Below are 12,905 nucleotides of genomic sequence, written 5' to 3' on the forward strand. Positions count from 1 at the left end.
TTGATTTTTACCCATGGCGTTTGCCATGGGTTTTTTCTTTTTCCGGTGATCCTCTTTTTCTCCTTGTGTCGTATCAGTTGGCAATAGTTATACAACTTCCATTTCTTTGTATAACTGCTATAACTGAATCAATGCTTATACAAGGAGCGTCATCATGTACAAGATTAAAGTCGGTATCAGTGCCTGCCTGTTGGGACAAGAGGTGCGTTTCGACGGGGGCCACAAGCGCTCCAGCTTCTGCGAACGGGATCTTGGCGCTCACTTTGACTATCACCCCGTCTGTCCCGAGATGGCTATCGGTCTCGGGGCGCCCCGCGCCGCCATCCGGCTGGTCAAGCGCCACGGCGAGATCCGCGCCGAGGCGAGCAACGGCAGCTTCGATGTCACCGAAAAGCTGATTGCCTTCAGCGAGCAGAAAGCGCGCCAGCTCGACTTTATCTCCGGCTACATCCTCTGTGCCAAATCCCCCAGCTGCGGCATGGAGCGGGTGAGAATTTATGGTGCCAACAACGAGGGGAGCGCCAAGGAGGGGATAGGCCTCTTTGCCAGGGCGTTGATGGAGGCCAACCCCCTGTTGCCGGTCGAAGAGGATGGCCGCCTGTGCGACCCCATCCTGCGCGAGAACTTCGTGCTGCGGGTCTTTGCCTACCACGACTGGCAGCAGCTCTGCGCCCGCGGCATCACCGCCTCTGCGCTGATCCGCTTCCACTCCCGCTACAAGTATCTGGTGCTCTCCCACGCCACCACCCACTACCGGGCGCTTGGCAAGCTGCTCGGCAATCTGGGCAAGTCCGCCAACCTGCAGGAGGTAGCCGACAACTACATCAAGGGGTTGATGGCTGCGCTGACCCTGCGGGCCAACCGCCGCAGCCATACCAATGTGCTGATGCACCTGCAGGGCTATTTCAAGCGGGTGCTGACCCCGGCCCAGAAGCAGGAGCTGGCCGATACCATCGACAAGTACCGCACCGGCATATTCCCCTTGCTGGTACCGCTCACCCTGATCCGCCACTACCTGCGCGAGTACCCCAATCCCTATCTCGCCGAGCAGGTTTATCTCAATCCCCACCCCGATACTCTCAAATTGCGTTACGGGCTCTGAATCCGTTCTGTTGCCCCGGCGCATGGCTTGCGCCGGAGCGCTTCACCCCTCTGTTTGATGGACGTTGTCATGTCTGATTTACCGCAAGAAGTTGCTCCTCTGGCTGATGAGGGGATCTACCCCATTCGCGAGGTCTCCCGCCTCACCGGCGTCAACGCCGTGACCCTGCGCGCCTGGCAACGTCGCTACGGTCTGGTGCAGCCGGCCCGTACCGAAAAGGGCCACCGCCTCTACAGCGAGCAGGATATTCGCCAGATCGGCGAGATCCTGAGCTGGCTGGAGCGGGGGGTGAGTATCGGGCAGGTGAAGGGGCTCTTGAGTGAACCCCATTCCGAGCCGGTGAGCGATCACTGGCAGCAGACCCTGGAGCAGTTCAGTCAGGCGCTGCTCGCCTTCAACCAGCGCAAGGCGGAGGCCGAGCTCAACGATCTGCTGGCGAGCTACCCGTTCGAGCTGGTGCGCAGCCGGGTACTGCAACCGCTGGTGGAGCGACTGCTGGGGCTGTGGCGCGAGCGGCCCGATGGCGAGCTGCTGCAACAGGTGTGGCTGGGTTGGCTCCATACCCGCTTCGCCCGCCACCTGATCGAGCAGGAGAAGGGCGTGCCGATCACCTTGGCGAGCTGGGGACAGGTCGGCCCCCTCGATCTGGTCTGGGCCGCCTACGAGCTGATCGGTCAGGGCTATGAGGTGCAACTGCTGGGAGCGGTGGAGCCTCGCCATGTCAGCCTGTTGGAAGGACGTGCCGTTACCCCCTGGCTGGTATTGCTGGGAGCCGGTCTTGGCAAACAGGAGCTGGCCGCCGGGTGGCCCGCCGGTACGCGCCTGTTTGGCGAGTTGGGGCGCCTCTACGATGATGAGTGGCTTAAAGCCCACGGCTGGCAGGCGAGCCTTGCCGAGCTGATGGTGGACGTACCTGCTGCGGCTGGCGCCAGTGGACGCGGGAGGAAAAAATCATGAAGCTGGTCTGGTTGCGCAATGATCTGCGCCTTGCCGACAACCCCGCGCTACGGCATGCCTGCGCCGGTGATGAGCCAGTGGCCGCGCTCTTTATCATCTCCCCCACCCAGTGGCAGCAGCACAAAATGGCCCCCATCCGTCAGCGCTTTATGTTGGCGCAGGTCGATGTGCTGGGCCGCGAGCTGGCGGCGCTCGGTATCCCGCTCCATCTGCTGCGAGTGGAGACTTTTGCCGAGGCGCCCGCCGCGTTGGCAGACCTCTGCCGCGAGCAGGGGGTGACCCAGCTCTACGCCAATCAGGCTATCGAGATCGACGAGCAGCGTCGCGATCATGCCGTCAGCGCGGCGCTGGCAGAGCAGGGGGTGAGTTGTCACTGGCTCAACGGTTGTTGCGTATTGCCGCCGGGGCGGGTGCTGACCGGCTCGGGTGAGATGTTCAAGGTCTTCACCCCTTTCAGCCGCGCCTGGCTCAAGGCACTCGATGAGGAGGGGTTTGTCATTCATCGGGCGCCGACACCTCGTGGTGAGCCTTTGCCGTGGCAGCCGCTGGCTGAGCGGGAGTGGGTTGATGAAGCACTCGGCGAGCTGACGACTGATCCACGCTGGCCGGTGGGGGAGGCGGAAGCCCGGCGTCGTTTGAACGATTTTCTGGAGCAGGCGGTGCTCGACTATGGGGAGACCCGGGATTTTCCTGCCATCGCGGGCACGTCCGTGCTCTCCCCCTATCTGGCGGCGGGCATCATCAGCCCGCGTCAGTGCGTGGCGGCGCTCCAGCAGCGGCTCGGCTATCGGCCCCAGTCGAATGCCCAGCCCGGCTTTGTCTGGCTCAATGAGCTCATCTGGCGCGAGTTCTATCGCCACCTGCTGGTGCTGATCCCGACCCTCTCCATGAATCGCCCCTTCAAGCCCGAGACGGCGGCCTTGCCGTGGAGCTGGGACCCGGATGCCTTCGCCGCCTGGTGCGAGGGGCGCACCGGCTACCCCATCGTCGATGCGGCGATGCGCTGCCTCAACGCCACCGGCTGGATGCACAACCGGCTGCGGATGATAGTGGCGAGCTTTCTCACCAAGGATCTCCATATCCACTGGCGGCTCGGGGAGGATTACTTCATGAGTCGGTTGATCGACGGCGATCTGGCGGCCAACAACGGCGGCTGGCAGTGGGCTGCGGGTACCGGCGCCGATGCGGCGCCCTATTTCCGGGTCTTCAACCCCACCACTCAGGGGCAACGATTTGATCCACAAGGGGAGTTTATCCGTACTTGGGTAACTGAACTTGCCGATATTCCCGCCGCTTATGTGCATCAGCCCCACGACTGGCTGCGGCTCAAGGGGCGACAGAATTATCCGGCACCCATGGTGGATCACGCCGTTGCCCGGGTTAGAGCCATCGAGATGTTTCGCTCTCTGGAGAAATAGGATGAACGAGCCGCTGGCCCGCTTTATTGGCCTCTATCAGCAACTGGACAAACAGCAGTTGCACCGCTTGCCCGAGGTCTATGCCGAACAGGTGGTCTTTACCGATCCGGCCCACCGTATCGAGGGGCTGGCGGCCCTTGGCGACTATTTTGCCGCCCTCTATCAGCGCCTCGCCTACTGTCGCTTCGTCATCACCAGTCAGCAGCAGCAAGGGCAGCAGGCCTGGCTCGGCTGGACCATGACCTTCTCTCACCCCAGATTGCGTGGTGGTGAGCCGGTGACGGTGGAGGGGGCCACCCGCCTCGAGTTCGACGAGGCGGGCAAGGTGTGCCAGCACCGGGACTATTTTGATCTGGGCGCCATGCTCTACGAGCAGTTGCCGCTGCTCGGGCCCGTGGTGCGCACCATCAAAAGGAGGCTTGGCGCATGAGCGGCCGAGTGCTTATTACAGGCGCGACCTCCGGCATCGGTCGTCAACTGGCGCTGGATTACCGGCGGGCAGGCTGGCAGGTGTGGGGCTGTGGCCGCGATGGCGAACGGCTGCAGGAGCTGGGGCTGCACGGCATTACCCCGCTGCAGTTCGATGCCCGGGATCTGGCCGCAATGAGCGGGGTGGCTGCCACGTTGCCATCCCTCGATCTGCTGATCCTCAACGCAGGCAACTGCGAGTACATGGATGTCGGCGAGGGGTTTGACAGCGAGCTGTTTGCCCGGGTGATCGACACCAATCTGACCGCTACCGGCCATGCGCTGGCCGCCTTCTTGCCGCTGCTAGGGGCGGGATCACGCCTTGCCATCGTCAGCTCGTCGGTGAGTTGGCTGCCGCTGCCGCGAGCCGAGGCGTATGGTGCCTCCAAGGCGGCCCTCGACTATCTGGCGGATACTTTGCGCCTCGATTTGGCCAGCAAACGGATCGGGGTGACCCTGATCCGCCCCGGCTTTGTCCAGACGCCGCTGACCGCCAAAAATGATTTTCCCATGCCCTGTCTGGTGACGGTGGAAGAGGCCTCCCGCGCCATCATGGACGGGCTGACCGCTGGTCGTCACCAGATCCACTTTCCCCGCCGTTTCATCTGGTTGCTGCGCCTGCTTGGTGCGCTGCCGGTGGGGCTCTGGCTGCGCCTTGGCCGCGCACTCGTATCGAAAGGAAGCCATTCATGAAGAAAAAGATCGCCATCGTCGGTTCAGGGATCTCGGGGCTCACCGCCGGTTTTCTGCTCCACAAACTCCATGACATCACCCTGTTCGAGGCGGCGCCGACCCTGGGGGGGCATACAGCCACTGTCGATGTTAATCAGGCTGGCCGCAGCTATGCCATCGACACCGGTTTTATCGTCTTCAATGATCGCACCTACCCCAACTTCTTGAAGTTGCTGGCTCGGATCGGCATGGCGCGGCAACCGGCCGAGATGAGCTTCTCAGTAAAGAGCCCGGAGGGGCTGGAGTATAACGGCCACAATCTAGATACCCTGTTTGCCCAGCGCAGCAATCTGCTGAGTCCGCGCTTCTACGGTTTCGTCGCCGAGATTTTGCGGTTCAACCGGGAGGCACGAGCTTGGCTGGCAGATGGTCAACATCAGGATGCAGTCCCCGAGCTGACCTTGGGGGACTTTCTGCTGGCGGGGGAGTTTAGCGACTACTTCGCCCGCCACTACATCTTGCCGATGGGGGCGGCGATCTGGTCATCGACCCTGGCCGATATGCGCGCCTTCCCCCTTGGCTTCTTCCTGCGCTTTTTTGCCAACCACGGCCTGCTCGATGTAGCCAATCGCCCCCAGTGGTACGTGATCCCGGGCGGCTCGCGGGAATATATCGGCCCCCTTACCGCGGGTTGGCAATCGCAGATCCGCCTCGCCTGTCCGGTGCAGAGCGTGCGGCGGGAAGCGGACGGCGTGGTGATCCTGAGCAGTTACGGCGAGGAGCGGTTTGACGAGGTGATCTTCGCCTGCCACAGCGATCAGGCGCTGGCGCTGCTGGCGGATCCCGGCGAGCGGGAGCAGGCCATTCTCGGCGACATGCCCTATCAGGCCAACGATGTCTGGCTCCACACCGATGCGCGCTGCCTGCCTACCCGCCGCAAGGCATGGGCCAGCTGGAATTATCAGCTCGATGGTAATGACGAGGCGCGGCCGCTGGTGAGCTACAACATGAACATCCTGCAGGGGGTGAGCTCGCCGGAGCCCTTCTGCGTCAGCCTCAACCCCAGGGGCAAGGTGGATGAGAGCAAGGTACTGCGCCGCTTCGTTTACCACCATCCGGTGTTCAATCAGGCCTCCATCGCTGCCCAGCAGCGCCGCGCGGAGATCTGCGGCCAGCAGCACACCCACTTCTGCGGCGCCTACTGGTACAACGGCTTTCATGAGGATGGGGTGCGCAGCGCGCTGGACGTGGCCAGACGGTTCGGGGCCGAGCTATGAACGGCGCCACCGTGGCCACCGAACATGAGCGTGCCGACGAACTGGCCGGCGTCACCAGCGCCATCTGGCAGGGTTCGGTGCGCCACCGCCGTTTTGCACCGCGGGCCCACGCCTTCTCCTACAGCCTCTTTATGCTGGGACTGGATCTCGACGAGCTGCCGCAGCTCGATCAGGGGCGCTGGTTCGGTGTGGAGCGCTCGGGGCTGCTCTCGTTTCACCGCCATGACTATCTCAAGGGGAGTGAGGGAAGCCTCAAGCAGGCCGTGTGGCAGAAGGTGAGCGAACTGGGTGGCGATGCCGACCCTGAGGGGCGGGTACTGCTGCTCGGCAATGTGCGCTGTCTCGGGTTCTACTTCAGCCCGGTCAACTTCTACTTCTGCTACCGGCAGGGAGACGCCCGCTATCTGCTGGCAGAGGTCTCCAACACCCCCTGGAACGAGCGTCACTACTACCTGCTGGATCTGGCGGTGCTGGCGCCACATGACAAGGATTTTCACGTCTCCCCCTTTATGGGGCTGGCGATGCGTTATCACTGGCGGATCAGGCCGCCCGCGCGGGAGACACTGATCCATATCGAGAGTCATCCCGTATCCGGTGAAGCCAAGCTGTTTGACGCAACCCTGGCGCTCACGCGCGAACCCTTGTCGCGCAAGGGGCTGGTGGCCCTGCTGGCCCGCTGGCCCTGGATGACCATGAAGGTGCTGCTCGGGATCTACTGGCAGGCCCTGCGTCTTTTTATCAAACGAACCCCGATTTTTACCCATCCGGAGAGCCGCTAATGGAACTTGCTCAATCAACCCTCTCTGCCTCTTTCATCGACAAGGGGGCAAGGCAACTGCTGCTCAATCTGCTGGGTCGCCTCGAACATGGCCAGCTGCTGCTGCGAGATGGCGGTGAGCGCTACAGCTTTGGCGTCGCGGGTACCGATCTGCATGCCGAACTGGTGGTGCAGGATCCGGCCTTCTATCGCCGCCTGTTGCTGGGAGGCAGCATTGCCGCCGGGGAAACCTGGGTAGAGGGGCTATGGACCAGCCCGGATCCGGTGGCGCTGGTGCGGCTGCTGGCCCGCAATCTGACCCTGCTCGGCTCCCTCGAGCGGCGCTTGGGCTGGCTCAGCTTCCCCTTCAACAAGGTGCGTCACTGGCTCAACCGCAATACCCTGACCGGCTCGCGCTCCAACATCGCCGCCCACTACGATCTCGGCAATACCCTCTATCAGGGTTTTCTCGACAGCCATATGCAGTACTCGAGCGCCATCTATCCGAGCGCCGGGGCCACTCTCGAAGAGGGACAGCAGGCCAAGCTGCGCACCATCTGCGAGCGACTGGCGCTGGGGCCTGACGATCATCTGCTGGAGATCGGCACCGGCTGGGGTGGCCTCGCCGTTTATGCCGCCCGCCGCTATGGCTGCCGGGTGACCACCACGACTATCTCCCGGGCTCAGCACGACTATGCCAAGGAGTGGATTGCGCGGGAGGGGCTGGAGGATCGCATCACCTTGCTGCTGGAGGATTACCGCAAGCTGGAGGGCACCTATGACAAGCTGGTCTCCATCGAGATGATCGAGGCGGTGGGCCACGCCTTCCTGCCCGACTATTTCCGCCAGTTGTCACGGTTGCTCAAGCCGGGTGGCCGCCTGCTCATTCAGGCCATTACCATCGCCGATCAGCGTCATGCCCAGTATCTGCGCGGGGTTGATTTCATCCAGCGCTACATCTTCCCCGGTGGCTGCCTGCCGAGCGTCTCCCAGATGGCGGGGTTGCTGGCACGGGAGACCGATATGCAGCTGGTGCGGCTGCACGATCACGGCCATCACTATGCTCGCACCCTGGCTCACTGGTGCGAGCGCTTTCTGGCGCTGGCGCCCGAGCTGCCCAAGCTCGGTTACAGCCAGGATTTCATCCGGCTGTGGCACTTCTACTTCGCCTATTGCGAGGGGGGATTCTGGGAGCGCAGCATCAGTCTGGTGCAGCTGGAGGCCGCCAAGCCGGGGCCCGCTGGCTGGTCGGGTGATTTGCCAGTAAGCGGTCACTGACCATGTGGCAGTGGGCTCACCTGCTGGGATTCAACCTCTACTGGTTGCTGGCGGTGAAGTGGCAGCAGCCGGGCCCGCTGCTGGTGATCTTGCTGTTGCACTTTCTCTTCTCACCCAGCCGTCAGCGTGACTGGCGGCTGCTCCCCATCGCGGTGGCCGGCTGTCTGCTGGATGCCCTGCTCTGGCAGCTCGGCTTGTTCCGCTTTCCTGCCGGTTTTCCTCTCTGGCTGGTACTGCTCTGGCTCGGTTTTGCCCTGACGCTTGCTCATGGCATGCGCTGGCTGCTGCGCTTGCCTCGCTGGCAACAGGCGCTGTTTGGCATGGTTGGCGGCACCTCCTCCTATGTGGCGGGAGCCGCCATGGGGGCAGTACACTTACCTTGGGGCATCGGGATCAGTGCGGCACTGCTGGCAGTGATCTGGATGTGGTGGTTACCCGTACTCCTGTGGGTAATGGTCAAGCTGGAGGGTGAGTCATGATGAACTCCTTTTCGACCGACACGCTGCTTTTTTCCAAGTGGACCAAAGAGAGCCAGCACGAGCTGACGGATCGCTTCTATCTGGTGGTTGCCTGCCAGCGGAATGCGCAGGGACAGCTGGTGCAGGTGGTGATGCAGGATATCAATACCCTGCAGGAACAGGAGATGGACTGGCATGAACTCGAAGACCCCAATCACTGGCATATGGGGTGGAATTAGCCTCCACCTTGCCGCCCTTAGCCTGCTCGTTGCGACCACCAGCGATGCGGCAACACTCCCCTGGCAGAAGCTGCGTCCGGTCGGTCAGGGACAGATGCATTGGCTCTGGTTCAAGCTCTACGACGCAACCCTGTTTAGCGAGAGTGGTCGCTACCAGCCGGGCCACTATCCACAAGCGCTTACCCTCACCTATGCCAAAGCCATCGAACGGGATGATCTGCTCGGCGCCACTTCGTCCGAGTGGCAGCGCCTCGGAGTGGGGAGCGATACCGAGCGCAAACAGTGGCTGGAGCAACTTGCTGCAATCTGGCCGGATGTGGCTGCGGGCGATCGGCTCACCTTCTATGTCGATGAGGAGGGCCATGGCCACTTCTGGTGGCAAGACAAACGCCTTGGCTCCCTCGACGATCCCCGCTTTTCGGCTGCCTTTCTCGCCATCTGGCTGGCTGACAACAGTCTGGATCCTGCACTGACCCGCCGTCTACGCGGCCAATCCTGATAGTGGAGTCTGCCATGCTGTTTATCCCGTCGTTGTTACGGCCACTGCTACTTGGGCGGTGTCTATTTGTATTGTGCCTCGGCCTGCTGCTCAGTGGTTGTGGCGCCAGTCTCGACAGTTATCGGGGCCAGGGGCCGAACTGGGATCTCGCCCGTTTCTTCAATGGCAAGCTGGTGGCCCATGGTCTGGTGACCGACCGCAGCGGCGAAGTGACCAGCCGCTTTCGGGTCGAGATGACCGGGCAATGGCAGAACGGCAAGGGCGAGCTGTTCGAGCAGTTCTATTTTGACGATGGTCGCCAGCAGACTCGTACCTGGTATCTCAGCAAGGGGGCTGATGGCCACTGGCGTGGTACGGCATCGGATGTAGTCGGGGAGGCCGTGGGCAAGAGTGAAGGGTTTGCCCTCAACTGGCGTTATCAACTCGATCTGGCGCTGCCGGACGGCGAGGTGGTGCGGGTGAGCTTCGATGACTGGATGTATCTGCTGGATGAGTATCGCCTGATCAATCGTGCCGCCATCAGCAAATTCGGCATCCATCTGGGTGAGGTGATCCTCTACATCGAGCGAACATCCTGACCGATGTGCTTCGCATTCAAGCCAATAAAAAAGCGCGCCGATGGCGCGCTTTTGTCTATCGCAAGGCAGGCAGATCAGATGATCCGGTTCTCCTCCAGCATCTTGCGACGGGCCTCTTCCTTGGCCATCTTCTTCTTGCGATTGTCGCAAGGTTCGGGGCAGTCGCACTCCTTCTCGATGCCGACGCCACCCAGGCCGCCACAGGAGCCCGAGATGGTCTTCTTCTGGAAGATGTAGCCAATGGCCATGGCCACAATCACCAGCATGAATACCCCGAAGGTGATCAGAAAAATCTGCATCTCTACCTCTTACTTCTTGACCAGATAAGGCTTGAAGGCCTCGGAGTAGGCCTCTTCATAGCCCTTGTCGGTCTTGGTGATGACAAAGATCGCCAGACCCCGCTCGTTGGCATAGGCCAGGCTCTTCTCGGTACCCATCACCATGAACACGGTCGCCAGCCCGTCTGCGGTCATGCAGGAGGGGTGGATCACGGTCACCGACACCAGACGATGCTGGATCGGTTTGCCGGTGCGCGGGTCTATGGTGTGGGAGAAGCGCTGGCCATCCAGCTCATAGTAGTTGCGGTAATCGCCGGAGGTGGCAACGCCATTGTCACCCGGGACAATAACTTCCTGCACCGAGCCGGCATTGGCAGTCGGCTTTTCGATGGCGACGCGCCAGGGGTGACCCTTGCCGTTGACGCCATTGATCCGCAGCTCGCCGCCAATCTCCACCAGATAGTTGCGCGCCCCCAGGGATTCCAGATACTCGGCCACCTTGTCGACGCCAAAGCCCTTGGCGATGGCGGAGAGGTCGACGTAGAGGTCGGGAATATCCTTTTGCAGGGTATCGGCATCCACCGAGGTGATGACGTGCAGGTTGCCAAGACCGGTCTTCTGACGGGTCTGGGTGATCAGCTCGTCGGACGGTATCTTGGTTGGTCGCTTGTCCGGGCCAAAGCCCCACAGATTGACCAAGGGGCCGACGGTGACGTCCAGCGCCCCCTGGCTCTCACGGCCAATGTGAATGGCCTCTGTGACTACCCGTGCGGTATCCCGCGAGACCACCACCGGCGTGGAGCCGCGATGCTGGTTGAAGCGCGACAGCTCGGAGTCGGGACGATAGGTGGACATCTGATCGTTGACCCGCTCCAGCAACACATCGACCTCGGCCTGAAGCTTGGCCGGATCTGTGATGACGCTGTCCGCCACCTTGATGGAGTAGTAAGTGCCCATGGTGCTACCGGTGATGTGGATCTCCGGTTTGGATTGGACCGTTTCCTGACCGCACCCAGTCAAGAAAAAGGCTAGCCCGAAGGCTAGCCAGGTCTTTACAACACTGTGCATGGATTAACCACCAAAGTCATCCAACAGGATGTTTTCGTCTTCAACGCCCAGATCTTTGAGCATGTTGATGACGGCTGCGTTCATCACGGGAGGACCACACATGTAGAACTCGCAATCTTCCGGTGCTTCGTGGTTCTTGAGATAGTTCTCGTAGAGCACGTTGTGGATGAAGCCGGTGTAGCCGTCCCAGTTGTCTTCCGGTTGCGGATCGGACAGGGCGACGTTCCAGGTGAAGTTCTCGTTCTCGGCGGCGAGCATGTCGAAGTCTTCGACATAGAACATTTCGCGCTTGGAACGGGCACCGTACCAGAAGCTCATCTTGCGCTTGGACTTCAGGCGACGCAGCTGGTCGAAGATGTGGGAGCGCATCGGCGCCATACCCGCACCACCACCGATGAATACCATTTCGGCATCGGTATCCTTGGCGAAGAACTCGCCGAACGGACCGGAGATGGTCACCTTGTCACCCGCTTTCAGGTTGAAGATGTAGGAGGACATCTGTCCCGGAGGGGCAGTCCAGTTGCTGGGCGGCGGCGTAGCAATACGCACGTTCAGCATGATGATGCCGAACTCTTCCGGATAGTTGGCCATGGAGTAGGCACGGATGATCGGCTCATCGACCTTGGACTCCAGCTCAAAAATCTTGAAGCGATCCCAGTCACCACGATACTCCTCGGGAATATCGAAGTTTTTGTAGTAGACGTGGTGAGCCGGCGCTTCGATCTGGATATAACCACCGGCGCGGAACGGCACGCTCTCGCCATCGGGAATCTGCAGCTTGAGCTCCTTGATGAAGGTGGCCTTGTTATCGTTGGAGATAACAGTACATTCCCACTTCTTCACCCCGAAGATCTCTTCCGGCAGTTCGATGTCCATGTCGCCACGAACGGTGACCTGACAGGCCAGACGCTCGCCGTGACGGGCTTCGCCCTTGCTGATGTGATCCAGTTCGGTCGGCAGGATGTCGCCGCCGCCAGACTTCACCCGCACCTTGCACTGACCGCAGGAGCCACCGCCGCCACAGGCGGAGGAGACGAAGATACCGTTGCCGGCCAGAACGCCGAGCAGCTTGCCACCGGCCGGGCTGGTCACAGCCTTGGCCGGGTCACCGTTGATGCTGATTGTCACGTCGCCCGCGGTCACCAGCTTGGACTTGGCGAACAGAATGACTGCCACCAGTGCCAGCAGGATCACGGTAAACATGACCACACCCAAAATAATTTCCATCTATCGTTCCTTTCTGATTGCAGGAAAGCCGATTACAGGGAGATACCAGAGAAGGACATAAAGCCCAGCGCCATCAGGCCGGCAGTGATGAAGGTGATGCCCAGACCACGCAGGCCTTCCGGAACATCAGAGTACTTCATCTTCTCGCGGATACCTGCCAGCGCAACGATCGCCAGCATCCAGCCTGCACCTGAACCCACGCCGTAGACCACAGACTCCATGAAGTTGTAGTCACGCTGCACCATGAAGGAGACGCCACCGAAGATGGCGCAGTTCACGGTGATGAGCGGCAGGAAGATACCCAGGGCGTTGTAGAGCGCCGGGAAGTACTTGTCCAGCGCCATCTCCAGAATCTGCACCAGCGCCGCGATCACCCCGATGAAGGTGATGAAGCTCAGGAAGCTCAGATCCAGGTCAGGGGAGAGGGCACCTGCCTTCAGCACGTAGTTGTAGATCAGGTTGTTGACCGGTACGGCGATGGTTTGCACCACGATAACGGCAATACCAAGACCCATGGAGGTCTTTACCTTCTTGGACACAGCCAGGAAGGTACACATCCCCAGGAAGAAGGAGAGTGCCAGGTTTTCGATGAAGATCGATTTAATCAACAGACTCAGATAGTGTTCCAT

General features: G+C 61.1%; 16 protein-coding genes. 12 read left to right on the forward strand and 4 right to left on the reverse strand.

Annotated features, from left to right (window positions below; all coding sequences use genetic code 11):
- The first annotated feature begins 154 nt into the window (after window positions 1-154).
- The 12 genes from AAHA41_RS01145 (at window position 155) to AAHA41_RS01200 (ending at window position 9,703) form a co-directional block, all read left to right on the forward strand.
- Window positions 155-1,102, forward strand: a complete 948-nt coding sequence (locus AAHA41_RS01145; RefSeq protein WP_139394956.1) for a DUF523 and DUF1722 domain-containing protein — start codon at window positions 155-157, stop codon at window positions 1,100-1,102.
- A 69-nt stretch (window positions 1,103-1,171) separates the two neighbouring features.
- A complete protein-coding gene (locus AAHA41_RS01150; protein ID WP_279007052.1) occupies window positions 1,172-2,059 on the forward strand; it encodes a MerR family transcriptional regulator in 888 nt (295 codons plus the stop codon).
- Window positions 2,056-3,477: a deoxyribodipyrimidine photo-lyase gene (gene phrB, locus AAHA41_RS01155; protein WP_323068565.1), complete on the forward strand. Its 1,422-nt coding sequence runs from the start codon at window positions 2,056-2,058 to the stop codon at window positions 3,475-3,477. Before AAHA41_RS01150 ends, phrB begins: the two co-directional genes overlap by 4 nt.
- A gap of 1 nt (window position 3,478) precedes the next feature.
- Window positions 3,479-3,907 (forward strand): nuclear transport factor 2 family protein, encoded by a 429-nt coding sequence (locus AAHA41_RS01160; protein WP_005338685.1) that lies wholly within the window; start codon window positions 3,479-3,481, stop codon window positions 3,905-3,907.
- Window positions 3,904-4,638 (forward strand): SDR family NAD(P)-dependent oxidoreductase, encoded by a 735-nt coding sequence (locus AAHA41_RS01165; RefSeq protein WP_323068566.1) that lies wholly within the window; start codon window positions 3,904-3,906, stop codon window positions 4,636-4,638. Before AAHA41_RS01160 ends, AAHA41_RS01165 begins: the two co-directional genes overlap by 4 nt.
- Window positions 4,635-5,894 (forward strand): FAD-dependent oxidoreductase, encoded by a 1,260-nt coding sequence (locus tag AAHA41_RS01170; RefSeq protein WP_323068568.1) that lies wholly within the window; start codon window positions 4,635-4,637, stop codon window positions 5,892-5,894. The genes AAHA41_RS01165 and AAHA41_RS01170 overlap by 4 nt, the downstream gene beginning before the upstream one ends.
- Window positions 5,891-6,673, forward strand: a complete 783-nt coding sequence (locus AAHA41_RS01175; RefSeq protein WP_323068570.1) for a DUF1365 domain-containing protein — start codon at window positions 5,891-5,893, stop codon at window positions 6,671-6,673. The genes AAHA41_RS01170 and AAHA41_RS01175 overlap by 4 nt, the downstream gene beginning before the upstream one ends.
- Window positions 6,673-7,929, forward strand: coding sequence for a cyclopropane-fatty-acyl-phospholipid synthase family protein (locus tag AAHA41_RS01180; RefSeq protein ID WP_323068571.1), 1,257 nt, complete (start codon window positions 6,673-6,675; stop codon window positions 7,927-7,929). The genes AAHA41_RS01175 and AAHA41_RS01180 overlap by 1 nt, the downstream gene beginning before the upstream one ends.
- 2 nt (window positions 7,930-7,931) lie before the next feature.
- Entirely contained in the window at window positions 7,932-8,408 is a 477-nt protein-coding gene (locus AAHA41_RS01185; RefSeq protein WP_041208039.1) for a DUF2878 domain-containing protein, read from the forward strand.
- Entirely contained in the window at window positions 8,408-8,626 is a 219-nt protein-coding gene (locus AAHA41_RS01190; protein WP_033114239.1) for a TIGR02450 family Trp-rich protein, read from the forward strand. The genes AAHA41_RS01185 and AAHA41_RS01190 overlap by 1 nt, the downstream gene beginning before the upstream one ends.
- Window positions 8,583-9,125: a chalcone isomerase family protein gene (locus tag AAHA41_RS01195; protein ID WP_323068573.1), complete on the forward strand. Its 543-nt coding sequence runs from the start codon at window positions 8,583-8,585 to the stop codon at window positions 9,123-9,125. Before AAHA41_RS01190 ends, AAHA41_RS01195 begins: the two co-directional genes overlap by 44 nt.
- A gap of 14 nt (window positions 9,126-9,139) precedes the next feature.
- Entirely contained in the window at window positions 9,140-9,703 is a 564-nt protein-coding gene (locus AAHA41_RS01200) for a DUF3833 domain-containing protein (RefSeq protein WP_323068575.1), read from the forward strand.
- 74 nt (window positions 9,704-9,777) lie between these two features.
- Here AAHA41_RS01200 and nqrM read toward each other — a convergent pair whose 3' ends face one another.
- From nqrM to nqrE, 4 genes are read right to left on the reverse strand one after another with little or no spacing between them, the layout of a single operon-like run.
- A complete protein-coding gene (nqrM, locus tag AAHA41_RS01205) occupies window positions 9,778-10,002 on the reverse strand; it encodes a (Na+)-NQR maturation NqrM (RefSeq protein ID WP_041208041.1) in 225 nt (74 codons plus the stop codon).
- A 9-nt stretch (window positions 10,003-10,011) separates the two neighbouring features.
- A complete protein-coding gene (locus tag AAHA41_RS01210) occupies window positions 10,012-11,049 on the reverse strand; it encodes an FAD:protein FMN transferase (RefSeq protein ID WP_323068577.1) in 1,038 nt (345 codons plus the stop codon).
- Between the two features lie 3 nt (window positions 11,050-11,052).
- On the reverse strand, window positions 11,053-12,276 hold the full coding sequence (nqrF, locus tag AAHA41_RS01215; RefSeq protein WP_033114210.1) for an NADH:ubiquinone reductase (Na(+)-transporting) subunit F: 1,224 nt from the start codon (window positions 12,274-12,276) through the stop codon (window positions 11,053-11,055).
- Window positions 12,277-12,308: 32 nt separating this feature from the next.
- Window positions 12,309-12,905 (reverse strand): NADH:ubiquinone reductase (Na(+)-transporting) subunit E, encoded by a 597-nt coding sequence (gene nqrE / locus AAHA41_RS01220; protein ID WP_041208043.1) that lies wholly within the window; start codon window positions 12,903-12,905, stop codon window positions 12,309-12,311.

The organism is Aeromonas sp. SER, assembly GCF_038739615.1.
GTDB classification, from domain to species: domain Bacteria; phylum Pseudomonadota; class Gammaproteobacteria; order Enterobacterales; family Aeromonadaceae; genus Aeromonas; species Aeromonas jandaei.